At 65.6% G+C, this 23,626-nt stretch carries 17 protein-coding genes; 8 read left to right on the forward strand and 9 right to left on the reverse strand.

Annotation, left to right across the window (positions count from 1 at the left end):
• Positions 1 to 62 precede the first annotated feature (62 nt).
• Positions 63 to 1,010: an efflux RND transporter periplasmic adaptor subunit gene (locus tag DDQ68_RS01720; protein WP_109652555.1), complete on the reverse strand. Its 948-nt coding sequence runs from the start codon at positions 1,008 to 1,010 to the stop codon at positions 63 to 65.
• An 87-nt stretch (positions 1,011 to 1,097) separates the two neighbouring features.
• Complete coding sequence (locus DDQ68_RS01725; protein WP_109652558.1) at positions 1,098 to 2,435, reverse strand: TolC family protein; 1,338 nt, start codon at positions 2,433 to 2,435, stop codon at positions 1,098 to 1,100.
• 191 nt (positions 2,436 to 2,626) lie between these two features.
• Between DDQ68_RS01725 and DDQ68_RS01730 the strand changes: the two genes are divergently transcribed.
• A complete protein-coding gene (locus DDQ68_RS01730; protein ID WP_109652561.1) occupies positions 2,627 to 3,304 on the forward strand; it encodes a response regulator transcription factor in 678 nt (225 codons plus the stop codon).
• Between the two features lie 115 nt (positions 3,305 to 3,419).
• The gene (locus DDQ68_RS01735; protein WP_109652564.1) at positions 3,420 to 4,694 is read left to right on the forward strand and encodes a sensor histidine kinase; all 1,275 of its coding nucleotides are present in this window, start codon (positions 3,420 to 3,422) and stop codon (positions 4,692 to 4,694) included.
• 454 nt (positions 4,695 to 5,148) lie between these two features.
• Here the strand turns inward: DDQ68_RS01735 and DDQ68_RS01740 are convergent, their stop codons facing one another.
• Positions 5,149 to 5,610 carry a c-type cytochrome gene (locus tag DDQ68_RS01740; protein WP_109652567.1) on the reverse strand — a complete coding sequence of 154 codons (462 nt, stop codon included), beginning with the start codon at positions 5,608 to 5,610 and terminating at the stop codon, positions 5,149 to 5,151.
• Positions 5,611 to 5,620: 10 nt separating this feature from the next.
• Positions 5,621 to 6,901: a PQQ-dependent sugar dehydrogenase gene (locus DDQ68_RS01745; RefSeq protein WP_109652570.1), complete on the reverse strand. Its 1,281-nt coding sequence runs from the start codon at positions 6,899 to 6,901 to the stop codon at positions 5,621 to 5,623.
• 646 nt (positions 6,902 to 7,547) lie between these two features.
• On the opposite strand from DDQ68_RS01745, the gene DDQ68_RS01750 reads away from it, so the two are divergent.
• The 6 genes from DDQ68_RS01750 to DDQ68_RS01770 all read left to right on the forward strand — a co-directional run bounded on the left by DDQ68_RS01750 (position 7,548) and on the right by DDQ68_RS01770 (position 15,347).
• Positions 7,548 to 9,710 carry a glycoside hydrolase family 97 protein gene (locus DDQ68_RS01750; RefSeq protein ID WP_109652573.1) on the forward strand — a complete coding sequence of 721 codons (2,163 nt, stop codon included), beginning with the start codon at positions 7,548 to 7,550 and terminating at the stop codon, positions 9,708 to 9,710.
• Between the two features lie 627 nt (positions 9,711 to 10,337).
• Complete coding sequence (locus DDQ68_RS24185) at positions 10,338 to 10,472, forward strand: hypothetical protein (protein ID WP_281271071.1); 135 nt, start codon at positions 10,338 to 10,340, stop codon at positions 10,470 to 10,472.
• Positions 10,469 to 10,690: a hypothetical protein gene (locus DDQ68_RS01755; RefSeq protein ID WP_109652576.1), complete on the forward strand. Its 222-nt coding sequence runs from the start codon at positions 10,469 to 10,471 to the stop codon at positions 10,688 to 10,690. Before DDQ68_RS24185 ends, DDQ68_RS01755 begins: the two co-directional genes overlap by 4 nt.
• Positions 10,691 to 10,703: 13 nt before the next feature.
• On the forward strand, positions 10,704 to 13,364 hold the full coding sequence (locus DDQ68_RS01760) for a cation-translocating P-type ATPase (RefSeq protein ID WP_109652579.1): 2,661 nt from the start codon (positions 10,704 to 10,706) through the stop codon (positions 13,362 to 13,364).
• A gap of 74 nt (positions 13,365 to 13,438) precedes the next feature.
• A complete protein-coding gene (locus DDQ68_RS01765; RefSeq protein WP_109652580.1) occupies positions 13,439 to 14,284 on the forward strand; it encodes a universal stress protein in 846 nt (281 codons plus the stop codon).
• Positions 14,285 to 14,429: 145 nt separating this feature from the next.
• Complete coding sequence (locus DDQ68_RS01770) at positions 14,430 to 15,347, forward strand: universal stress protein (RefSeq protein ID WP_109652583.1); 918 nt, start codon at positions 14,430 to 14,432, stop codon at positions 15,345 to 15,347.
• A gap of 422 nt (positions 15,348 to 15,769) precedes the next feature.
• On the opposite strand, the gene DDQ68_RS01775 is transcribed toward DDQ68_RS01770, so the two are convergent.
• The 5 genes from DDQ68_RS01775 to DDQ68_RS01795 form a co-directional block, all read right to left on the reverse strand.
• Complete coding sequence (locus DDQ68_RS01775; RefSeq protein ID WP_109652586.1) at positions 15,770 to 16,258, reverse strand: XrtX-associated membrane protein; 489 nt, start codon at positions 16,256 to 16,258, stop codon at positions 15,770 to 15,772.
• On the reverse strand, positions 16,242 to 16,787 hold the full coding sequence (gene xrtX / locus DDQ68_RS01780) for an exosortase X (RefSeq protein ID WP_109652589.1): 546 nt from the start codon (positions 16,785 to 16,787) through the stop codon (positions 16,242 to 16,244). Before xrtX ends, DDQ68_RS01775 begins: the two co-directional genes overlap by 17 nt.
• A gap of 294 nt (positions 16,788 to 17,081) precedes the next feature.
• Complete coding sequence (locus DDQ68_RS01785) at positions 17,082 to 17,297, reverse strand: PID-CTERM protein-sorting domain-containing protein (RefSeq protein WP_109652594.1); 216 nt, start codon at positions 17,295 to 17,297, stop codon at positions 17,082 to 17,084.
• 102 nt (positions 17,298 to 17,399) lie between these two features.
• Positions 17,400 to 21,185, reverse strand: coding sequence for a T9SS type A sorting domain-containing protein (locus DDQ68_RS01790; protein WP_109652597.1), 3,786 nt, complete (start codon positions 21,183 to 21,185; stop codon positions 17,400 to 17,402).
• 33 nt (positions 21,186 to 21,218) lie between these two features.
• Complete coding sequence (locus DDQ68_RS01795) at positions 21,219 to 22,958, reverse strand: DUF4331 domain-containing protein (protein WP_109652599.1); 1,740 nt, start codon at positions 22,956 to 22,958, stop codon at positions 21,219 to 21,221.
• Positions 22,959 to 23,626: the final 668 nt, after the last annotated feature.

Here is a 23,626-nt window from a genome sequence, read left to right on the forward strand (position 1 = left end):
GGAAAGATGCTTCGCTGCGCTCTGCATGACGTTCTTTCAGCCAACCTGAGTAACACGAATGGTCATTTCTCAACGGTTCTCCGCTCCACCTTCACCGCCGCCGTGTCGTCAAGCCCATAATTACCAGAAAGCAGGATGCGGTCCTGGGGCCCAAACGTGGGCGACTGAATTTCAATCCGGTCGGCCTGCTGGGCCCCCACGCGCACTGGTACCTTGGCGGCGGTCGAGTCGTTGAGCAGGCGCATCACCCAGAACTGGGTCTGGGTTTCGTCGGAGAGCACGGCGGCGCGGGGCAGGGTGGGGGTGAGGCGCGGGGCGGTGCGGTCGAGGTCGATTTGCACCGCCAGGTTTTCGGGGAGCTCGGGTACGGGGCCGGTGGGGCGCACGGTGTAGCGCTGGGTTTGCAGGGCGGCATCGGCGGTGGCCAGCACCTCGGCCACGCGGCCCGGCAGAATGCGGCCGTCGGGCAGGTGGATGCGGCAGGGCTGGCCCACGCGCACGTAGCGCAGCTGTGTCACGGGCACGTCGAGCACGAAGCCGAAGCGGGCGCGGTCGTAGCTCAGGGCCAGCTGCTCACCGTCCTGCACGTAGTCGCCGGCCAGCTTGTCCACGGTGGCCAGTACGCCCGCCTGGCCGGCCTTGATGCGAATAATGCCCGAGAAACGCAGGCGCGGGTCGCCGGTGAGCTTGTCCAGGTGCAGCACCCGGCTTTCCTTGGTTTGGAGGGTGAACACCGTTTGGCCGGCGGCCACGCGTTGGCCCGGCACCGGCACCGGGGCCAGCAGGTAGCCGGTGGTGGTGGCGCGCAGCACATCCTTGGCCGGGTAGGCCGAGAGGGCGCTCAGGCGTAGCACGTCCGCCACGGTGTCGCGTTGCACCGTGCCCACTGTCACCACGGCGCGGGGCTTCACGGCAGCCTCCTCACCGTCGGCGGGCGCGTTGGCCGCGGGGGCCCCGGAGTGGCAGGCGGCCAGGGCCAGGAGCAGGGTAAATGGGAGGAAGCGGGGCATGGGAAACTTGATGTTCGATAGGGGGGAAAAGAACGGTATTATGCTTGGGCTGGCAATCGCACGCGGGGAACCTCACCCCCCGGGGCCCTACTCCGCCAGATAATCCAGGGCGTACTGGCTGCGGAGCCGGTCGGTTTCGGTCTGCGTGAGGCTGAATTGCAGGGTACGGTAGCTCGTCACGAGGTTCAGGTAGTCCAGGATCATCACGTCGCCGGTGGCCAGCTGCTGGCGGGCGGCGCCCACCAGGGCCTCGGCCACCCGCAGCTGCTCGCGGATGCGCGCCGCCAGCGCCTCTGACGCCCGAATGAGGGCGCCCAGCTGGTCGTACTGCTGCTGCCGCTGCACCGTCAGAAACTGCCGGTAGCCGCGCCGGCTCCGCTCGCCCAGGTCGATGCGCTGGTACTGGAGCTGCCGCTGGTGGCCGTCGAAAATCGGTAGCGCGAGTAAAAAGCCCGCCCCGAGGCCCGTGCTGTGCCCCAGGGCCAGCAGCCCGGGCTGCGACGACTGAATGCCGGCGTCGAGTACCGCGCTCAGCTTGGGGCGGTAGCTGGCGTCCACCGCCTGGCGGTCGAGCTGGTAGCGCAGGCTATCCAGCGTGTACTGGCGCTGGGTGATGGAGGCAAGGCCCGCCAGTGCCCGACGCACCGGGGCCCCGGGCACGGCCAGCGCCACCAGGGCCGTGTCGGCCACACCGCACAGGTAGCGCAGCGTGCCCAGCTCGCGCCGGTAGCCGAGGCGGTTTTGCTCCACCGTCACCTCCTGGGTGCGCACCGACAGGTAAAAGCTCAGGTACTGCGTCTGCTTGAACACGCCCGCGTTCACGAGCTGGCGCAGCTGCTGGTCTTGCTGGCGCAGCTGCCCAAGCAGGGTGCGGCTGAAGTCGAATTGCAGCTGCGCGGCGTAGGCCGTCAGGAACTGGTCGGTCACGGAGCGGCGCACGTCCAGGGCCGAGAGGCGGCCGGCGTTGCGCAGCACCAGCCCCTGGTTGCCGAGGATGCGGTAGTCGGTTTGCAGCTGGAAGCGGTTGAGCACCGGCTTGCTGGCCTGCCCAAAGGCGGCGTAGTTGCCGCCATTGCTCACGGCCTGGTCGTAGCCTACCACTTGTTCGCCGCTGCTGTTCGTGATAACCGGCGTGGCTACCGCCGCCCCAATGCCGGCCACCTGCACGCCGTTCTGGGCCTTGCGGCGGAGGCTGTCGAGGCGGTTTTGCTGTACTTGGTTGCGCAGGTCGCTCAGCAGCGGGCTTTGGGCGTAGGCTACGGCCAGGAAATCGGGCAGCGCCTGGGGGCTGCCCGGTTCGGCGGGTGCCGCGGCCGGCAGGGGCCCCAGGTTGGGCGGGCTCGCCACTTGGGCGCGGGCCGCCCCAGCCCCCAGGCCCAGCGCCAGGGCCCCCACGGCCAGCCAACGGAAAACAGAAAGCACCACAACGAATGAGAAAGGAGAAGAAGCCAGCACCGAACGCCGCAAAAGTCCCCCGCAATTCTGAAGCAAAGTTGGCGGCCCGCGGCGCCGAGGCCCTAATCGCCGCCGCGGGCCACAGATTTCCCCCAGCTTTGCTTTGTTTTTTCGCAGTCTGGCCGGCGAAAACTTCCCGCCCGCGGCCAGCTTACCCGTTTATGAAGCTCCTGCTCGTCGAAGACGAACCCGCCCTGCGCGCCGTGCTGCTCGAATCGCTGCGCCCCGGCGGCTACGTGGTGGAAGTGGCGGCCGATTTTGCCCAGGCCTACGAGAAAATCAAGCTCTACCGCTACGACTGCGTACTGCTCGACCTGACGCTGCCCGATGGCAACGGCCTCGACCTGGTGCGGGCCCTGAAGGCGGATAACTCGCCGGCCGGCGTACTCATCTTTACCGCCCGCGATACCCTGGAGGACCGCATCGCCGGCCTCGACCTCGGGGCCGACGACTACCTCGTCAAGCCCTTTCATTTGTCGGAGCTGAACGCCCGGCTGCGGGCCATCATCCGGCGGCGGCAGTTCCAGGGCCAGCACCACATCGTGTTCCGCGACCTGCTCGTGTGGCCCGAGCAGGCCGAGGTGCTGGTGCGCGGCGAGCCTCTGATGCTCACCCGCAAAGAGTACGACCTGCTCCTCTACCTGCTCGCTAACCCCGACCGCGTGCTCACCAAGGAAGCCATCGCCGAGCACCTCTGCGGCGACGCCGTGGACGCCGCCGACTCGTTCGATTTCATCTACACCCACTTCAAAAACCTGCGCAAAAAGCTCCAGGAGAAAGGCGCCGATAACTACATCCGCACCATGTACGGCGTAGGGTATAAGCTGAGTAGTGAGTAGGTTTTGCGATAGAAGCGGTTTAGGAAGTCCTTTCAATCGACCAGAACGCCAGATGAGCATGACGGCCTTTGTTGCCCATTTGCCAACTCACTCATCCACCAACTCATCAATCAAAATGAAGCTCCTTGCCGCCACCAACCGCTACTACCTGGCCCTGGCGGCGGTGCTGTTTGCGGTGGGCAGCGGGGCCCTGTACGTGGGCGTGAACCACGTGCTGCGCCACGAAGTGGGCGAGCAATTGGCCGTGCGCCGCCACGAAATTGAGCAGCAGGTGCGTGCCGGCCGGCCGCTGCCGGAGCCCCCGTTCGAGTCGGGGCTGGACGTGAGAGCGGGGCCCCAGCCGCTGGGTTTCAGTGATATGCTGCTGCGCGATACGTTGGAGCACGAGTCGGTGCCGCACCGGCAGCTCACGTTTGTGGTGCGCCCGGCGGCGGGGCCCCCTGTCTGGGTGACGGTGCGCAAGTCGCTGGTCGAAACCGACGACTTGGTGCGCGTCATCCTCACCACTATGCTGGGGGTGCTGGCGGCGCTGCTGGGCGGCGCGGCCCTGCTCAACCGCTGGCTGGCGGGGCGGCTGTGGGCCCCGTTCCAGCACACGCTGGGGGCCCTGCGCAGCTACGACTTGCAGCAGCACCAACCCCTGGCGCTGCCCACGCCTGCCATCGCCGAATTCGCCGAGCTGAACCTGGCCCTGACGCACCTCAGCCAGCGCCTGGTGGCCGACTACGAAAACCTGCGCGAGTTCACGGCCAACGCCGCCCACGAAACCCAGACACCGCTGGCCATTATGCAGGCCCAGCTGGAGCAGCTGCTGCAACTGCCGGCCCTGGAGCACGACCCCGCCGCCGCGCCGCTGCTGGCCGAATTGTACGGGGCCACGCGCCGCCTCTCGCGCCTGCACCAGGCGCTGGGGCTGCTTAGCCGCATCGAAAACCGCCAGTTTGCCGCCGCCGCGCCGGTGCGGCTCAACGAATTGCTGGCTGAAAAAAGCCAGCAGCTGGGACCCCTGCTCGAAGCCCGGGGCCTGGCCCTGCACCTGCGCGCGCCGGCCGGCCCCGTGGTGCACATGCACCCCGGCCTGGCTGATTCATTGGTGCACAACTTGCTGCACAACGCCATTAAGCACAACGAGCCGGGCGGCGACGTGACGGCGGTATTAACCAGTAATTACCTGGAAATCAGTAATCCTGGGGCCAACCCGGGCGGCGACCCGGCCCGCTTCTTCGAGCGCTTCCGCAAGCACCGCGCCACCGCCGACTCGCCCGGGCTGGGCCTGAGCATCGTGCAGCAAATCGGGGCCTACTACGGGTTTGGGGTGAGCTACACGTTTGAGCCCGTAGGCCGGCGGCACGTGCTGCGGGTGCAGTTCGCGCCGCCGCCAGCTCCGTAGCGTTGACGCTGCGCGTCCGCGCGTTTCGCTTCGTCCTGCCGGCAATAGGGTAGTTTTCGCATACACATGTAAAATTAAAAACGATAAATTAAAAGTCTGATATTGAGACTTTTAATTTATCGTTTTGGCGGTGATCCAAAGCGTGGTGAGCAGGCGCTCTCGTCGTCCGCCAAAAAGGGCTTTAACTGCTTGCTGGCACATCTTTTACCGCAGGAGCCAAATAATGCCATCACCACGGTTTGGACCACCGCCATCGTTTTTAATTTTATATTAATGCCGAAGGTTTACATAAACCTGAGAAATGCTATAAACGTGCCGCGGACTTGGTAGTCCGCGGCACTGCCCGGTCGCTGCCCGATAATTGGCAGGACGAAGCAGGACGAAGCGGGAGCCGCGGGCTATCAAGTCCGCGCTACATCGTTCAACCGCGCGGACTCGCAGCGTCCACGCTACATTACTTACTGGCGCGGATGGTTTTAACTTCGGCCACGCTGATGGCGCTGGCTTTGTTGCCGAACGAGTTGCGCACGTAGGTGAGCACGGCGGCCATTTGCGCGTCGGTGAGGAAGTCGTGGGCCGGCATGACGTTGTTGTATGTTTCGCCGTTGATTTCCACTTTTTCCGCGAAGCCGTGCACCAGGATGTTGGTTAGCCGCGCTTTGTCGCCGAGCACGTAGGTGGTTTTGATGAGCGGCGGGTTCATATTCTGCACGCCGCCGCCGTCGGCTTGGTGGCAGCTGAGGCAGTACTGGGTGTATACTTGCTTGCCCTGGGCGAGCAGCGCCGGGGCGGGGGCCCCGGCGGCGGCGGGCCGGGCTTTGGGGTTAGGCCTGGTTTGGGCGTCGGCGGGCCCGGGGCCCGGCAGCGCCAGGGCCCCGGCCAGCAGGAAGGCAGCGGGAAGGAAACGGCGAATCATGCGGCGGGCGCTATTTGTTGTAAACGATGCGGAAAATGGTCCCTTTCGAGTCGTCGCTCACGTAGAGCGAACCGTCGGGGCCCTGGGCCAGGCCGCAGGGGCGGTGGTCGGCGCGGCCCGAAGCCGTCTTGGCGGCCGAGCCGGCGAAGTTGTCGGCAAACACCTCGTAGGGGCCGCTGGGCCTGCCGTCCTTGAAGGGCTGGAAGGCCACGAAGTAGCCCATCTGGGGCTCGGGGGCCCGGTTCCAGGAGCCGTGGAAGGCGATGAAGGCGCCGTTGCGGTACTTGGCCGGAAACATGCTGCCGGTGTAGAACAGCAGCGCGTTGGGGGCCATGTGGGCGGGGTAGGCGGCCACTGGGTCGATGTATTTGTCGGTCACGGCCTTCTTGCCGTCGCCGCCGTACTCGGGGGCCAGCATTTTCTCGTGCTTGGCGGGGTCGTAGTAGATGTAGGGCCAGCCGGCGTTGTCGCCCAACTTAAGGGCGTACATGCACTCGGCCGGCAGCTGGGCCGAGGTTTTCTCGTCGTACATCGCCGGGAAGATGTCGTGCAGCTGGTCGCGGCCGTGCTGCATCACGAAAAGCTGGTTGTCCTTCGCGTTCCAATCTAAGCCCACCACGTTGCGCAGGCCGGTGGTGTAGCGCGTGCCCTGGGCCTGGCGCTGGCGCTGCCCGTCGGCCTTGAACTGCCAGATGCCGCCCGCCGAGTCCAGCACCGGGCAGTTGGGGATGCCCATCGAGCCCTTCTCGCGGTCCTTCACCTGGCACGAGTTGGAGTAGGCCCCCACGTTCACGTACAGGTTGCCGGCGTTGTCGAGCACGATAGACTTGCTCTCGTGCTCCTGGCCCAGCTTGAGGCCGGCCACTACCAGCTCGGGCTGGCTGGGGCTGATGACCTCACCCTTGGCATCGAGCTTGTAGCGGTACACGTCTTTGTCGGACGAGGCGTACAAGTAGCCGTTTTTCAAGTATATGCCCGTGCCGCCGTAGTTGCCGAAGCCGCTGGCCACGGTGGCCTTGCCGGTGGCCGTGGGCTTGAGCACCAGGATGCCGCCCTTGGTAGTGGGCTTGTTGAGCTTCACGTACACCGTGCCCTCGGGCGTGACGGCGAGGTGCCGGGCCTTGCCTCCGGTTTCGGCCACTACCAGGGCCCCGAAGCCCGCGGGCAGTTTCAGGCCGGCGTTGCCGGGGTCGGGGGCCACACGGGGCGCGGCCGGCACAAGGGCGAGCAGGGCCGCGCCGCCGGCCAGGGCGGCGGGCAACAGGACGGAGCGAAGGGCAGAAATTTTCATAAGCAAAGAAAGAAAAAGAATAGCCAAATCGGGCCCCGCGCCTTGTGCATCCCGTGCTGCCGGCTAGTCGGGCTACAAGCCCCGGGCGGCGTCCAAAGTTTCCGGGCCCCAAAAACGTGTCCTGATCAGATAAAAAAAGGTCAACTTTGCCGGGGGCAATTTATGGAATAACCGCCTACAAAAGGGCTTTCTTACCCGTCTGTAGATGGTTTAAGGCAAATTCGGGGGCCCTGGCTCCGTCTCTTTGCGTACCTGAGCCGCGCCCCGGCGCCGCTGAACATTAAGGCCCTGCAAATGCTGCTGCAAAAGGCCCGCGCGCACAACCACCGGCTTGTTGCTCTACCTCGGCGGCCTTCCACGCGCTACTTGCCAAGTAAGCGTGTAGCCTGGACTTTGCAGTCCGGGTGCGAGCGCAGCGAGCATCCCGCGTTGGGTTCAGGTCCGGGCTACCGGAACGGCTCGCTACGCTCGCGCTCGGGGAGTTGGCGCGGGGCTGGTGGCGGCGGGCCCGGGGCCCCGGGTTGCTTACTGGTTTCGTGGTGAGGCCGTTTAGGCAGGCCCTTGGGCTACCTTTGGCGCGGGTTGCGGGTGCCCGGGGCCGGCCTGGCTCGCCCGCCCGTTTCCTGGATTCTCTTGTACCCCCGTCATGCCCCACTCTTTCTCCGCCCGCCGGTTGGCGCCCCGCCGCCTCGTTCGCCACTCGCTGCTCCTGGTCAGCTTCGTTTGCTGCTGGGGTTTCGCGCACGCCGAAGAAATTAAGTCGCCCAACGCCAACCTGGCGCTCACCTTTTCGCTGCAAGCCGGCGGCGTGCCCACCTACAGCCTCACCTACAAGGGCCGCGCCGTCATCAAGCCCAGCCACTTGGGCCTGGAGCTGAAGGAGGGCCCCGCGCTCACCAACGGCTTTGCCGTGAGTGAGGCCAAAACCACGGCCTTCGACCAGACCTGGATGCCGGTGTGGGGCGAAACCAAAACCATCCGCAACCACTACAACGAGCTGACCGTCACGCTCACGCAGGCCGCCACCAAGCGCGTGATGGTGCTGCACTTCCGGGTGTTTGATGACGGGCTGGGCTTCCGCTATGAGTTTCCGAAGCAGCCCGAGCTGGCGTATTTTGTGGTGAAGGAGGAGCGCACGCAGTTTGCCCTGGCCGGCGACCACAAGGCCTTCTGGCTCCCCGGCGACTACGATACCCAGGAGTACAGCACCACCACCTCGAAGCTCTCGGAGGTGCGCGGGCTGATGAAAACGGCCATTACGCCGAACGCCTCGCAAACCCCGTTCTCGCCCACCGGCGTGCAAACGCCGCTCATGCTCAAGAGCCAGGATGGCCTCTACATCAACCTGCACGAGGCGGCCCTGATTGACTACTCCACCATGTCGCTGGAGCTGGACGATAAGAACTTCGTGCTCGAATCGCACCTTACACCCGACGCGCAGGGCAACAAAGGGTACCTCCAAACGCCCTGCCTCTCGCCCTGGCGCACGGTGATTGTGAGCGACCGGGCCGGCGACATTCTGGAGTCGAAGCTGGTGCTCAACCTCAACGAGCCCACCAAGTACCCGGACACCAGCTGGATCAAGCCCACCAAGTACGTGGGCGTGTGGTGGGAAATGATTACCGGCAAGAGCACGTGGTCGTACACCAGCGGCGGCAACATCAAGCTCGATTCCATCAACTACGCCACGCTGAAACCCAGCGGCACGCACGGCGCCACCACGGCCCACGTAAAGGAGTACATCGACTTCGCCGCCCAGCACCACCTCGACGCCGTGCTGGTGGAGGGCTGGAACATTGGCTGGGAGGACTGGTTCGGCCAGAGCAAAGACTACGTGTTTGACTTCGTGACGCCGTACCCCGACTTTGATGTGCAGGAGCTGCACCGCTACGCGGCTGGCAAGGGCATCAAAATCATCATGCACCACGAAACCAGCAGCTCGGTGCGCAACTACGAGCGGCACCTGGAGCGGGCCTACCAGTTTATGAACGACAACGGCTACACCGCCGTGAAGAGCGGCTACGTGGGCAACATCCTGCCCCGCGGCGAGCACCACTACGGGCAGTGGCTCAACAACCATTACCTCTACGCCATCACCGAGGCCGCCAAGCACAAAATCATGGTGGACGCCCACGAGGCCGTGCGCCCCACTGGCCTGGCCCGCACCTACCCCAACCTGATTGGCAACGAATCAGCCCGCGGCACCGAGTTTGAGGCCTTCGGCGGCAACAACCCCGACCACACTACCATCCTGCCCTTCACGCGCCTCATCGGGGGCCCCATGGACTACACACCGGGCATCTTCGAGATGGACGTGAGCAAGTACAACCCGGCCAATAAGTCGCACGTCAACAGTACCCTGGCCCGCCAGCTGGCCCTATACGTGACGATGTACAGCCCGCTACAAATGGCGGCCGACCTGCCCGAAACCTACAACAAGCACCTCGACGCCTTCCAGTTCATCGAGGACGTGGCCGTGGACTGGGACGCCTCCCAGGTGCTCGAAGCCGAGCCCGGCGACTACATCACTATCGCCCGTAAGGCCAAGGGCAAAAGCAGCTGGTTCGTGGGCAGCACCTGCGACGAGCAGGGCCGCACCTCGCGCATCAGCCTGGGTTTCCTGGACCCCGGCACGCGGTACCTGGCAACGATTTACGCCGACGGCAAGAACGCGCACTACGAGAAAAACCCGCAGGCCTACGCCATTCGCAAAGTGCTGGTAACCAGCAAAACCAAGCTCACGCAATACTGCGCGCCGGGCGGTGGCTACGCCATCAGCCTCGTACCGGCGGGCGCGGGCCGGCGCTAGGGCCCCGGGCCGCCCGGGGCCCTAGCGCCGGCCCGCGCCCGCCGGTACGAGGCGCAAAGCCAAGGCTGGCGGTTATGGCAGTTTTTGGGTCCGCGCACGGCCCGGTCGGCCGGCTTTTTTAGCCGGCCGACCGGTTGACTAACAGCTATTTGTTCTTCCTGACGATAAGCGGCCGGCCGGCTGAAAAAGCTGGCGAACCGGCAGCGGCCAGCCGGTACCCTGGCTTGGAAACTGCCCTGGCCCGACCCGCCCGCACAGCAGGGCGTGGGCGCGGCGTGGATGCCGGGCACGGTCAGCAGCCCGGCGCAATTGCCCATGGGGTGGGGCGCGTCAAAACCGGCGGCGAAACCTGCGCTTTGGCCCGGCTGCGCGCGGCCCCCGGGCCAGGTCTTGGGCAAAGTTGCGGGCGGTGTGGCCCAAGCCCCCAATGGCCCAACTGTGGGCGCGCACAGCAGCAAGCGCTGGGGGCAGGAAGTGCCGCGGAAGCTAGCGGCCGGCCGGCGTGCCGCCTGACGAAAATCATGTAATAGGAGAATTATTGTCAGGTGCGGGGTGGGCCCCCGGGCCAATCTTTGCTGGCAGCCCAGGTACCCACACGGCGGGCCCCGCCACCTACTGCCCACGCCCATGCCCACGCTCCTCGTTTCTTCATTTTTGGCCTCCGCGGGGGTGCTGGCCCTCATGCTTTTGGCTGCCGCTGGCGAGTGGCGCGCCCTGCGCACGCTGCTTATCCCGGTGGGGGGCGCCGGGCCGGGCCGATGAGCCGGCGCCCAACCGGCCCCTGGCCGTACCTGGGCCGCGCCTGGGCCCCTGGCCGGCCGGAGGCCCCCAGCGCGGCCACGCTGGCGGTGATGCGGACGGCCGACGCTACCATGTCGCCCGTTGAGCGGCGCGCCTACGCGGGCCCCGCGCCCGGCGCTCCCCACCGCCCCCACCTGCTCCCGCGGCCCGGGCTGCGGGGGGGCCTCACCACTACCTAGCCGCTCCTTCGCAATGGACTACTACCTGGCTTCGGCTGCCGACATTGCCCAGGCGCTGGAAACCTCGCCCGCGGGCCTCGACGCGGCCACGGCCCGGCAGCGTCTGGCCGCGCACGGCCCCAACGAGCTGGTGGCCACCGCCCGGAAATCGTGGTGGCGGCTGCTGTTGCACCAGTTCACCGACGTGATGATTCTGGTGCTGCTGGCGGCGGCCGGCGTGTCGGTGCTGATGGGCGAGGCCAACGCGGCCTACGTCATCCTGGCCATCGTGGGGCTGAACGCTGCCGTGGGCTTCGGGCAGGAATACCGGGCCGACAAGGCCCTGGCCGCGCTGCAAAAGATGGCGGCCCAGCAGGCCCAGGTGCTGCGCGGCGGCACCCCCCAAACCGTGCCCGCCGCCAGCCTGGTGCCCGGCGATGCGGTGTTGCTCGAAGCCGGCAACGTCATCCCGGCCGACGTGCGCTTCCTCGAAACCCACGCCCTGAAAGTGGACGAGTCGTCGCTGACCGGCGAATCGGCCAACGTGGCGAAAAACGCCGACCCGCTGCCCCCCGGCGACTACTCCCTCGGCGACCGCCGCAACCTGGGCTACCGCGGTACCAACGTTACCAACGGGCGGGCCACGGCCTACGTGGTGGCCACCGGCATGGGCACCGAGCTGGGCAAAATTGCCGCCCTCGTTCAAACCAAAGAAGTGGCCACGCCGCTGCAAAAGCGGCTGGCCACGCTCGGCGTGCGCTTGTCGGCGGCGGCGCTGGCGGTGGGGGCCCTGTTCTTCCTGATGGGCTGGCTGCGCGGCGCACCCCTGCGCGAGCTGCTGCTCGTGTCGGTGGCGCTGGCCATTGCGGCGCTGCCCGAAGCCCTGCCGGCCCTCGTAACGGTGGCCCTCGCGCTGGGGGCCGAGCGCCTGGTGCGGCACCACGCCCTGGTGCGCAAGCTGCCCGCCGTGGAAACCCTGGGCTCGGTCACCTACATCTGTACCGACAAAACCGGCACGCTCACCCTCAACCAGATGACGGTGCAGGAAGTGTACGAAGCGCCCCAGCCGGCGCCGCCCGGGCTGGGCCCCGGCAATGGGCTGCTCATGGCCATGGCCCTGAACAACGACGTGGCCCAGGGCCCCGACGGCCAGTGGCTGGGCGACTCCACCGAGGTGGCCCTGGCCCGCTACGCCGCCGAGCACGCCCACGCCCACCCCGCCCTCGAAGCCCGGTTTCCGCGCGTTGCCGAGCTGCCCTTCGACGCCGAGCGCAAGTGCATGACCACCGTGCACCAAACCGCCGACGGCGTGCTGGTGCTGACGAAGGGGGCCGTGGGGGCCCTGTTTGCGCAGCTCGCCGCGGGCCAGAAGGTTAAAATCCCCGACCTGGAGCGGCGCGCAAACGCTTTGGCTGGCCAGGGCTACCGGGTGCTGGGCTACGCCGCCAAGCACCTGCCCGCGCTGCCCGCCGACCTCAGCCCCGCCGCCCTCGAAACCGGTCTCACCTTCCTGGGCATCGCCGGGATGATGGACCCGCCCCGCGCCGAGGCCCGCCAGGCTGTGGCCGAGTGCCGGGCCGCCGGCATCAAATGCGTGATGATTACCGGCGACCACAAGCTCACGGGCCAGGCCATTGCCGAAAAGCTGGGCATCCTCGCGGGCCCCGGCGAGTTGGTACTCACGGGCCCCGAGCTGGCCAAGCTCGACGGGGCGGCCTTCGCCGCCATCGTGGAGAATGTGCGCGTGTACGCCCGCGTGGACCCGGCCCAGAAGCTGCGCATCATCCGCGCGCTGCAAGCCCGGCACCAGTTCGTGGCCATGACCGGCGACGGCGTGAACGACGCCCCGGCCCTAAAAAACGCCGATATCGGCGTGGCTATGGGTATCAGCGGCACGGAGGTGGCTAAGGAGGCCGCCCACCTGGTGCTGCTCGACGACAACTTCGCCACCATTGTGCAGGCGGTGAAGGAGGGGCGGCGCGTGTTCGACAATATCCTCAAGTTCATCCGTTACCTGCTGGCGGGCAGCGTGGGCGAGATTCTGGCCATCTCGCTGGCCCCGCTGCTGGGGCTGCCGGTGCCGCTGCTGGCCATCCATATCCTGTGGGTCAACCTGATAACCGACGGCCTGCCCGGCCTGGCCCTGGCCTACGAGCCCGCCGAGGCCACCGCCATGCAGCGCCCGCCCACCGACCCGCGCCAGACCATTTTTGCGGGCGGCTTGGGTTGGTTCGTGCTCGGGGTGGGGGCGCTGGTGGGGGGCCTCACGCTGGGCACGCAGGCGTGGGCCCTGCGCGATGGCGACGCCCACTGGCAGACGATGGCCTTCAGCGTGCTCTGTTTCAGCCAGCTGGGGCTGGCGCTGGCCGTGCGCTCGCAGCACGAATCCGTTTTCCGCCAGGGCCTGTGGTCCAACCGGCCCCTGCTGGCGGCGGTGGTGCTGACGGTGGGGGCCCAACTGCTGGCCATCTACCTGCCTTTCCTGAACCGGCTGCTTAGCACCCAGCCCCTGAGCGCGGCCGAGCTGGCCGGTACGCTGGCCGCCGCCAGCCTGGTGTTTTGGGCCGTAGAGGCGCAGAAGCTGGTCCTGCGCCGGCGGAGCGCCCGCTCCGTGGGGGGGCCGCCGGCGCAGGACCAGCTTCTGGGGCCCCCCGCCTTGCCGCCGGCCAAGGCCGTGCGCCTGGTCCGGGCCTAGGGCTCCCGGCGCTTGGCGCCGGCCCCCAATTGCCTTATCCGTTCGTTGTTCATTCTATTTTTTTCCGTTTCGCCATGGCCCTCAACTTCGTCGTGCTCACCGATTTTTCGCCCGCCGGGGCGCGGGCCCAGGCCTACGCCGCCGCGCTGGCCGCGCCCGTGGGCGCCGTGCTCCATTTGGTGCACATTGCGTCGCCCATGCCCGTCACCACCCTGGAGTACGGCCTGTCGCTGCCCGCGCTGGACGGCGGCTACGTGCGGGAAATCCGCCATTCGCTGGCCCAGGACGCGGCCCGGCTGCCGGTGCCGGCCACGGCCGAAGTCGTTGAAAACGACTGGTACGCGGCCGTGGTGCAGGCCCTCGCCGCCTACCGCCCCGCGCTGCTGATTTCCGGCCTCACGGCCACCCACGGGCGGTTCGACGAGTGGTTCAGCAACCGCACCTTGCCGCTGGCCCACAACACGGGCTACCCGCTGCTGCTGGTGCCCGAGCACCTGCCCGCGGCCGCTGTGCACCCGCCCCGCCGCCTGGCCCTGGCCGTGCGCGACCAGCCCTTTGCCCTGGCCCCGCCGGCCGCGGCCCTGGCCCCGCTGCTCGCCGCGCTGGGCACCGCCGTTTTGCCCATAACGGTGCTGCCTGCCGCCGAAGCGGGCGCCGGCCAGCGCGGCTGGCGCGCGGTGCAGCACTGCGGGCTGGCCGCGGCGCTGCCGCCGGGAGGCCTGCACCGGGTAGTGGGCCCCGCGCCGGCGGCGGGCATCCAGCAGGCCGTGGCCGAGCTATCGGCCGATGTGCTGGCCCTGCTCGATTCGGGCCACGGCTGGATGAACATGCTCTTCGGCGGCAGCGTCCTCAGCGAGGTGCTGCGCCACACGCAAGTGCCCGTGCTGCTGCTGGCCACGCAGGAGCTGCCCTCGGAGTGACCGGCTGGCGGCGCGGCGCTGAGCTGAGCCTGGGCCCGTGAACCGCGGAAAAAACCGGCGGATCGGGTCCCGGCTCAGGAATCGCCGCAGGCCATCCACAGCACTTGCATTGCAAAAAATTAACCTTCCAAATTTCCCTTTCCTTATGGCCCTCACGCTCATTGTTTTCGCCGGATTTTACCCGCCTGCCCGCCGGGCCATCCAGTACGCCGACCTCCTGGCCGAGGCCATGCACGGGCGGCTGGTGCTACTGCACGTCAACCGCGCCTCGCTCTACGACGTCAACGGCCTGGCGGCGCAGGGCTACCACCGGCAGGAGCTGGTGCGCCAGACCGATACGGCCGCCATCCTCCACCAGCAGGCCGAGGGGCTGCGCACCGCCGCCACCGTGGAAGTAGCCACCGACCTGCTGCCCGCCGTGGCCCAGAACCTGGCCCATCGCTACGAGCCGGCGCTGTTTGTGCTCAGCCAGGCCGACGACGACCGCCCCCCCGCGGCTGAGCTGGTGGCCGCCGCCGCCGAGCTGCTGCGGGCCGGCAGCTACCCGCTGCTGGTGGTGCCGCCCACCGCCCCGGCCGAGCACCCGCCGCGCCGCATCCTCATCGCCGCCGACCGCGAGCCGTTTGCGCTGGCGCCCGCGGCCAGCGCCCTGCGGGCGCTGCTGGCACTGCCGGGCACGGAGGTGGTGGTGGCCCACGTGTCGAGCGGCGTGGAGGACGACGAGGGCTGCGCCCTGGCTTTGCGCGCCGTGCAGGCCAGCGGCTTGGTCGAGGGCCTGCCCGTGCCCGAGCTGCGTGGCTACCAGCACGAGCACTACGACCAGGGCGTGATTGCCGCCGTCCGCGACGTGCAGGCCGACCTCGTGGTGGTGCTGGCCCGCCAGCGCAGCTACCTCAGCGACTTGTTTCACCGCAGCGTTACGGCCCACTTGCTGGAAAACTGCCCCGTGTCCGTCCTGGTGCTGCCCGTGGTGGCCATGCCCCTGGCCCCGCCGCCCCTGGATCTTGCCGCCGCCGCCCAGTACACCAACGCGGTGCTCATCAGCCTGGCCCCGGCGGTGTGAAGGGATGAGAACCGCCGTGCTGAACGCAGCGCCAGCTGAAAGCGGCGGGCCACGTTGAGGCGGTGCCTGGTTTCGCGCGGCCCGTCCGGCGCAGGCAATGCGCCGGGCGCGGGCCTAAGCTTGGCGTACAGTTTTTCAAAAGGGATAGATTCCGTAGCTGTTGGTGGCACGAATCAAAAGCAGGGCGAGCCTTCTCCCCATACGGCCGGTACAGCCTTGGGCATTTCCCTTCAAGTGGCGGATTGGCTAGCCGCGGTGCGGAACGCGGGGCCGACTGGATTGCCGGCTTGCCGCCAGTTTTAGGGCCCCGGGCAACGGGCAGGGCAGGCTATGCTCCGCCGATGCTTGCCCGGGGCTCCTAAAAGCGTTTAGGCCGCCGGGCAAACTCCGGCGGCCTAAACGCTTTTAGGAGCCCAAAGCCGCTACGGCCGGGATGGCGCGGCCACGGGCGGGCTCAACAGCGCCAGCGCGTAGCCGGCCAGCAGCGCCAGCGGCGAGGACGCCGCGCTAATCAGCAGGTGGCCCTGCTCGGTGGCCACGGGCCAGTGGCCGGCGCGCCCCAGGGCCAGCAGCCCCAGGCCCACCACCAGCGCCGCCCCAAAGCCGCCCACCACCCAGCGGGTGCCGCGCCCGCGCAGTAGCACGTGCAGGGCCCCGGCGCTGGCCCCGGCATACAGCAAGTGGTACGTGACCGACGCCGGCAGGCTGTGCTGGCTCAGCCCTGGGGCCCCGGCGGTGGGGCCCCAGGGCCCGCTCACCAGGGCCCCGGCGGCCCGCCACGCCCGCGTCAGCACGGCAAACACTTCCTCCTGAAACTGGCCCAACACGACCAGCACGACCCCAAAAAAGGCCAGGGCCAGCCAGCGGGCCCAGGGGCGCGCCGGTGGGCGGGCCTCACGCCGCGGGCGCATGTTCAGCGCGGGCGGCCGGCCGCCCGTTCGTCCACCACGCCCACAGGGCGAGGATGGCCGCGTAGGCCACGAAGGTGAACGTGTAGTGGTGGTTAAAGTCCACGGTGTGGTACCAGTAGGTGTGGTTGAGGGCCAGCACCGCCACGCGCGCCACGTTCACGCAGTACAACGCGACGATGCCCAGGGCAATGAACCAGCCCCGGCGCCGGTCGGTGGCGGGGTAGGCCAGTACGAAGCCGGCAAACAGTGCGTACAGCACCAAGCCGTTGCAGGGGTCGCCCACGAGCACGGCCGGCTGGCCCGCCATCCGCAGCAGGGTGGGGGAGGTGGGCACCGTGCTGGCCGCAAACCCAAAGGCCCGCAGGCCCCACGCCGCCGCCCGCGCCACCTGCACCGACAGGGCATGGTCGAGGCGGCCGTCGGGGCCCAGGCCGTGCTCGTAGCCCAGCCACCAGAGTAGGTATAGCCCAGTAGCCACAGCCAGAAAACGCCACTGGGGCCGGGCGGTTTTACTGAAAAGAACAGCCATAAAATGGGAAAGTAAAAAGTTGTCAGCTGCTAAGTAGTCGCGCAAAAGTAACCGTAGCAAAAAAGGCGGTCATGCTGAGCGCAGTCGAAGCATCTCTACCGCAACAGTAATTATTTACTTACGAGGTAGAGATGCTTCGACTGCGCTCAGCATGACGTTCAGTTCAATACGCTTACTTATGCGTGAGTACTTAATTATCCGTTGTTAGCCAATAGGTTGTATTGGTGTTGGCAACGATAACTAGCAACTGACAACTACTATCAGACAACGGAAGCAAACAGGGCCCCGGGAAGACTAACGGGCGCGGCGGCGGTCGCGGAGTTTTTTCAGGCCGAGGGCTACGCCGCTGGCCAGCAAGATGGACGCGCCCCCGTCGATGGGCACGGCGGTGGGTGCGTTGGGCGTGGGGCCCCCCGAGCCGGGACCATCTTGGGCTAGGGCCGGGGCGGCAACGAGCAGGAAGCACGCAACGGTGCCGTACAGGGCGGCTACTAAAGTATTCTTTTTCATGGTAAAAGGAATATGAAAAGGGGGAGGGAAATGAGCAAATGCAACTTAGCCCAGGGCAGCGCCAGGTGGGGATTGGGGGCCCCGCCCGGCGCTGCGGGCAGGCTATTGGATAATGGCCAGGCGCTTCACCACTTTGGTAGTGCCGCCGGTCATTTGCAGGGTATATATCCCGAAGGCGAGGTGCGAAACGTCGAACTGCGCTGTGGCGCCCGCGGCCGTCATCGGCAGCGTGCGTTGCGACACTACCTGGCCGAGCTGGTTGTAGAGCGTGGCCGTGACCGGCGAGCGGCCCAGCTCGGCGGGGAGCAGCAGCGTGAAGCTGCCGCGGGCCGGGTTGGGGTACAGCTGTACCAGTTGGGCCAGCGCAGCGGGGTTAGTGGCCAGCACCGCCGAGGGGCCGAAGTACAGGCTAAACCGGCCCCGCAGGGACTTGGTGGCCGCCGTGAAGGTGTAGAGTGGCTGCTGCTTGAGGTCGATGCGGGCCCCGGTCTGGGCATCCAGCAGCAGCACCTGCGTCGTGGCGGCGAAGTTAATGACGCTGGCTGCGTTCAGGGTGAATACACCCGTGTTGGGTACCTGCACATCAAGTGGCACGCTGGTTGCCACCGTGGCCACCAGCGGCGCCAAGCCGTTGATGGACAGCGCATCGCTAGCCGCGAAGCTGCTGATGCTCAGGCCCGACGAGCTGGGCAGCTTGTAGGCATCGAACTTGGCATCGTAGCCGGCCGTGGCGCCTTGCTCGAAGTACACGTTGGCTTCGTCGGCCAGCAGCAGGGCGGCGCCTTGCAGCTTCAGGTTCACCAGGGGCCGGGTGTCGGGGCCCCCGCGGTTGAAGCTGGGGGTGGCGGCAAACGTGGTGACGCGGGCGGCGTTGTTCAGGGCGAGGCTGCCCGTCGTCTGCCCGGTGCTGACGCGGGCGAAGAAGCCCTGCATGGCGGAAATCTGCGGGTTGCCCACGCCGTTCACGTAGCTGCGGTACTGGCCCACGTACTGGCCGGTGCTCTGGTACACGTACACGGCGTCGTCCACGTTAGTGCGCGTCACGCCGCCCATTAGGCTGAAGTCCAGCGGCGAGGGGTAGGGGTTGCCCAGCAGCTGCCAGCCGCTCTGGGGCAGGGTGCCGCGCATCAGGTTCGTGCTGGCCTGGGGCCCGTTGTTGAGCGTGCCCTTCAGGGCCACCACGGCCGTGGCCGGGATGTTCACCGTGTAGCCGCTCATGATGCTCATCGGGTCGCTGCCCATGGGTACTACGAAGCCCATGTCGAAGGCACTCGTTGCGTCGGCTGCGCTGGTCACGCGGGCTTGGTCATAACCAAATACGTTCGGGAAGGGCGTCACGCTGCCGCTATTGGCCCCGGCCGAATTGTAGGCCTGGTTGAAAATCGGACTGAAGCCGGGGGTATTAGCGCTCAGGTCGTTGAGGGTCGCGCTAGCCACCGGCGAGCTGTAGTGGCGGTAGCCCGGCCCGGCGTTGTAGAAGGGGTCGATAGCGCGCTGCATGGTTGCAGGTCCTACTACGGCACCGTTAGTGTTCACTACCAGAGCTGTGCCAGCTTTGGGCGTCGAGAGCAGCGTCAGCGGCTGGCTGGCGCTCGTGATCAGGTTGCCGTTGGTTAGGGCCAGCACTTGGGCGATGCGTACTCCGCCGTTGTTCAGGGTCAGGCCGGCCGTGTTGTTCACTGTTAGGCTGCGCACCGTGTCGGGGAGACCCGTACCAGTGGTCTGAGCTGCGCCGCCGTTGTACACGTAGTTAGCCTTCTTGTTAAAGGTGCGGGTGAGTTGGATAGCGCCGGTTGAGCCCATGGCACTGATGCCGTCGGAGCTGCAAATGCGCAGCGTTGAACCATCCTGCATCACGAAGCTACCGGGCCCGGTCACGGGCAGGCAGCTGGTGGCCAGCACGCCCTGGATGCTCAGTGTGCCACCCGTTTGCAGGGTCAGCGTACCATTCACTTGGATGGGGCCGTTGAAGGCCGCCACGCCGGTGCCGGTGATGGTGATGTTGTTATAAGTACCCGCTTCCACCGGCATGGCGGTGCTCACGATCAGGTTAGGGTTGACCACGACGTTGGTCGGGCCGCCGGCCGCGCCCGTGCCGATCCACGGCGTTTGCACAAAGGGAAAAGTGGCGCGGAAAGTCGTGTCGTTATTTTCCACACCGGTCTTGAATCCCAGGACCCCTAACAGTTGGGGCGTCTTCACGCTAGTGCTGTTGGGCGTGTAGTCGTCGTACCATAGGCCGATGGCGGCTAGTACTGCGCCGCCTACGGCCTTCAACTCAATGCTTACTACTTCGTCTTCCAAGCGGCGTCCATTAGGGAAACCGTCCATGTTGGGAATGGGCTGGATATCGGTGCTACCGTTGAAGCGCGTGTCAACCAAGCCGAGCACGGCGGCGGCCAGCAGACCCTGGTTGCTAAACTCCTTGTTGGGCTGTCCATTGATGGTACGCGGGGTGGCGGGCACGGCCATGTTCAGGCGCAGCATGTCGCCGCCGGGGTTGCCACTGATATTGGCGCTCAGGGGCAAGAAGTTGTTGATGAACGGCTTGCCCTCTGCCAGTGGGTTGCCATTGGGCTTACCTGTGGCAAGCTGGTAGGGCCGCATGTTAGGTACGCCAGTGTGGAAAATAGGCTTGATGTCGACCGACCGCGGGCTGTTGGGCTTGAGCAGGTAACCACCGAGAGAGGCATCGGCCAAGGCTGTGCCGGCTACGGCGGCGGAGCCTTTTAGCGGGTACAGGCCCGACTGCGTGTTGCCGAAGTCGAAGCCCTTGGCAGGCAGGCCAGGAAAGCCAGCCAGCGACGCTTTTTGCACGTCGAGGGCTGCCAGTTGCGGCACGGCATTGCCAAATAGGCGGGTGTCCACGTACAGGCCCAGTTCGGGGTTGGATAGGTAATCGTCTGTGCCAGCGTCTTCGTTGTACGGTGTCAATGCATTCCAACGATCCTTGCCGCCGATGGGGTTAATCACCTCGTTGGTAAGGGGCATGCCTATGCGCGATACCTGCACATAGTCGCCCTGGATTCCAATGCCTGCGCTTGCACTGAAGGTTTGAATGGCTGGGCGGCTAGCCGAGGCCCATACGCCAATCACGTAGTCGGGGTCGAGAATGGTTTTCGCTGCCGTCACGTCTTTACCATCTTTTTGGAGCGTGGCCACCGGAATGCTCAGCGCGATAGAGTGGCAGTTCTTGTGGCTTAAGCCGTCGGCGGCGCCGCTGGGCCGTAGGTTCGCCAGGTCAAAAATGGCACCTAAGTCAGCAAAAAACGGGTCGTCGGACGGGCCACAGAAAACTTGCTCGCCGCTGGTGGCCATGGTCACCGTGCTCTGGCGCAGGTCGGTATAGGAAGGCTGGTTCAAGCCTACGGTCTTGTCATTGATAGACCGGGGCCCAATGTTGTTGGGAGCCACTACGCCGTTGGTCACGATTGTGGTGAAAGCCCCGCCGCCCACGCTTTTCTCGCAAGTGTAGGTGGTCTTGAGGTTCTGCTTGGCCAGCCGGATGTTGAAAAACGTGCTGGGGTCCTCATTCACTCGCTTAAACGTGAAGCGGTAGGTAATGTCGTCGCCGTTCGTGGTGCTTTTGTTTTTCACGTGCACCTCGTAGCGCACATTCTCACCAAACGTCGAGTAGTTGGGCCCTCCCTGGGGCAGTTCGAACGGAATGTAGTTGGCAATGACGACGATTTTGCTCGCGTCGTTGGGGTCTTTGAATGCGTAGAGGTCGGTATTGTCCGCCACCGGGTCGTCGGCGATGAGGGGCGCTTCGCGGTGGCTACTGGCTTCGAGGGGGGTGTGGGCCGTGCTCCACACCGAGAGCCCGACCGCTGCCGCTGCTGCCACGGCGGGTAGCAACAGTAACTTAGGTATAAATTTAGAATTCATTAGGTTCGGACGAGTCAATGTTGAGAAAATGCGTTAGCGGCGGATGCGGTAACCCTGCCATGGCGTCTGCACATAAGGGAAGGCTGCGCGGAAAGTCGTGTCGTTCTTCTCCACGCCCGTGGCGAAGTTCAGGACCCCTTTCAACTGGGGCGTCACCGGCGAAGGGCTGGTGGGCGTGTAGTCGTCGTACCACAGGCCGATGGCGGCCAAAGCCGCGCCGCTGACGGCTTGCAACTCAATCTTTACTACTTCATCTTCCAAGCGGCGGCCGTTGGGGAAACCGTCCATATTGGGAATGTTCTGGATAGCGGTGCTACCGTTGAAGCGCGCATCGGTGAGGCCGAGTACGGCGGCGGCCAGCAGCCCCTGGTTGCTGAAATCGGGCGAGTTGCGTGGCGTGGCGGGCACAGCCATGTTCAGGCGCAACATATCGCCACCTGGGTTACCGCTGATGTTGGCGCCTAGGGGCAGGAAATTGTTAACGAACGGCTTACCAAGTGCCAGAGGGTTTCCTTTTTTGCCCGTGGCGAGCTGGTAGGGTGGTAGGTTGGGTACGCCAGTGTGGAAAATGGGCTTGATGTCAACTGAGCGCGGGCTGTTAGCCACGAGCAGGTATTTGCCGAATAGGGCGTCATCCAGGGCTGTGCCTTTCACTAACGCGCTGCCCTTCAGCGGGTATAGACCTGACATATTGTTGCCGAAGTCGAAACCGCTGGAAAATGGGGCGGGGAGGAAGCCCGCCAGCGACGTTTTTTGGATGCGTAATGCTGCCAAGGCCGGCACGGCCCCGCCAAACTGGCGGCTGTCCATGTATAGGCCGAGCTCAGGGTTGGACAGGTAGCCGTCCGTGCTGGCTGCCTCGGCGTAGGGTGTAGTGCGGTTCCAAGCGTCCTTGTCCCCGATGGGATTAATAGCTTCATTGAGCAACGGCATGCCCAGGCGCGAAACCTGCACGTAGGTAGCATTGTCGGTAGTGGGGGCTCCCACACCGCTCAGGGTTCGCATCGAGGGGCGGCTGGCCGAGGCCCACACGCCAATCACGTAGTCGCCGTCGAGAATACTGCTAGCAGATGAAACCGGCTTTTTGTCCTTTTGCAGCGTGGCAATGGGGATGCTCAGTGCGATGGAGTGCACATTGTACCGTGCCAGCCCGTCGCGGGCCCCCATGTTGATGCGTACTCCAGCCAAGTCGAATATGGCTCCGAGGTCCGCAAAGAAGGGATCGTCGGAGGATCCACAGAATACCTGTTCGCCGCCGCCGCCGGTGGCCGGGGTCACGGCGCTCTGGCGCAGGTCGGTGTAGGAGAGCTTGCTGCCCAGGCCTACGCCCGTGTTGATGGAGTTCGGCCCGACGTTGTAGGGTGGTACTACGCCGTTGGAAACGATTGTTGCAAACGCCCCGCCATTCACACTCTTCTCGCAAGTGTATGTGGCTTTCAGGTTCTGCTTGCCCAGTCGGATGTTGAAAAACGTGCTGGGGTCCTCATTGAGGCGAGTGAAGGTGAAGCGATACGTAATGTCGTCGCCGGCCGTGCCACTGTTGTTCTTCACGTGCACCTCGTAGCGAATGTTCTCGCCAAACGTTGAGTAGTTCGGGCCCCCTTGCGGCAGCTGAAACGGGATGTAGTCGGCAATCAGCACCACGCGGTCCTTGTCATTGGGGTCCACGAAGGCATACACGTCGGTGTTGTCGGCCAGCGGGTCGTCGGCAATTAGCGGCGCTTCGCGGTGGCTACTGGCTTCCAAGGGCGTGTGCCGGACGGTGCTCCACATGGAGAGCGCTGTAACGGCCCCGACCCCAACCAACCACTGGAGAGGTTTAGTAAAACTTTTCATAGGAAAACGAAGAGTGAAAAAAGTGAAAAACCAACAACAATAAAAAATTAAATAATTGTATGACAGTTAGTTAATAATAAATGTGGGCACGGAGTAGCCGGCACTGGCTTTTGCCAGCGGGTGAAGTGCAGCGGTGTTGGATAGAAACGGCTGCCGGGTGGAGGCCGGCAATGGAACTGATGGCAGCGAAACAGCAGCGGCGGCACCGGAAAAAAGGCGCTGGGCCCCCTGTCCGGGAAAGCGAAAAACCAGGCAAAACGGCACTTACCGTGGCTCAGCCCAGCGAAGCAATAAGAGCTATTGGCTCAATAGCATGTAATAATTTATATCTCCGCAGAGAGGTACGACGCCGGACCCGTTTTGGACTTACCAACGGGAACTTATTTTCAAAAAATATTGGATAAATTCAAAATGCCTGGCCCGGCCGCGCTGCTAAGTAGCACAGGGCCCCGGCCAGGCGGTTCGTTTACAAAAAAAACCGGCCCACTACGGCCGGTTTTTTTGTAAACGAACACTTTAAATGTCAGCGCAACGCCCGGGCACGGGCCCGCCGCCGCGCAAACGGTCAAGTTCGCGCGGCGGCGGGCCGGGCGGCGAACCGCTTC

It is taken from the genome of Hymenobacter nivis, from assembly GCF_003149515.1.
In the GTDB taxonomy this organism is placed as follows: Bacteria; Bacteroidota; Bacteroidia; order Cytophagales; family Hymenobacteraceae; genus Hymenobacter; species Hymenobacter nivis.

Excerpts from the sequence above, each read along its gene's own strand:
- DDQ68_RS01785 (WP_109652594.1), bottom strand. The coding sequence starts at position 17,297 with ATGAAAAAGAATACTTTAGTAGCCGCCCTGTACGGCACCGTTGCGTGC.
- DDQ68_RS01770 (WP_109652583.1), top strand. The coding sequence starts at position 14,430 with ATGGCCCTCACGCTCATTGTTTTCGCCGGATTTTACCCGCCTGCCCGC.
- DDQ68_RS01775 (WP_109652586.1), bottom strand. The coding sequence starts at position 16,258 with ATGCGCCCGCGGCGTGAGGCCCGCCCACCGGCGCGCCCCTGGGCCCGC.
- DDQ68_RS01730 (WP_109652561.1), top strand. The coding sequence starts at position 2,627 with ATGAAGCTCCTGCTCGTCGAAGACGAACCCGCCCTGCGCGCCGTGCTG.
- DDQ68_RS01760 (WP_109652579.1), top strand. The coding sequence starts at position 10,704 with ATGGACTACTACCTGGCTTCGGCTGCCGACATTGCCCAGGCGCTGGAA.
- DDQ68_RS01745 (WP_109652570.1), bottom strand. The coding sequence starts at position 6,901 with ATGAAAATTTCTGCCCTTCGCTCCGTCCTGTTGCCCGCCGCCCTGGCC.
- DDQ68_RS01795 (WP_109652599.1), bottom strand. The coding sequence starts at position 22,958 with ATGTGGAGCACCGTCCGGCACACGCCCTTGGAAGCCAGTAGCCACCGC.
- DDQ68_RS01755 (WP_109652576.1), top strand. The coding sequence starts at position 10,469 with ATGAGCCGGCGCCCAACCGGCCCCTGGCCGTACCTGGGCCGCGCCTGG.
- DDQ68_RS01765 (WP_109652580.1), top strand. The coding sequence starts at position 13,439 with ATGGCCCTCAACTTCGTCGTGCTCACCGATTTTTCGCCCGCCGGGGCG.
- DDQ68_RS01740 (WP_109652567.1), bottom strand. The coding sequence starts at position 5,610 with ATGATTCGCCGTTTCCTTCCCGCTGCCTTCCTGCTGGCCGGGGCCCTG.
- DDQ68_RS01750 (WP_109652573.1), top strand. The coding sequence starts at position 7,548 with ATGCCCCACTCTTTCTCCGCCCGCCGGTTGGCGCCCCGCCGCCTCGTT.
- DDQ68_RS01720 (WP_109652555.1), bottom strand. The coding sequence starts at position 1,010 with ATGCCCCGCTTCCTCCCATTTACCCTGCTCCTGGCCCTGGCCGCCTGC.
- xrtX (WP_109652589.1), bottom strand. The coding sequence starts at position 16,787 with ATGGCTGTTCTTTTCAGTAAAACCGCCCGGCCCCAGTGGCGTTTTCTG.
- DDQ68_RS24185 (WP_281271071.1), top strand. The coding sequence starts at position 10,338 with ATGCCCACGCTCCTCGTTTCTTCATTTTTGGCCTCCGCGGGGGTGCTG.
- DDQ68_RS01735 (WP_109652564.1), top strand. The coding sequence starts at position 3,420 with ATGAAGCTCCTTGCCGCCACCAACCGCTACTACCTGGCCCTGGCGGCG.
- DDQ68_RS01790 (WP_109652597.1), bottom strand. The coding sequence starts at position 21,185 with ATGAATTCTAAATTTATACCTAAGTTACTGTTGCTACCCGCCGTGGCA.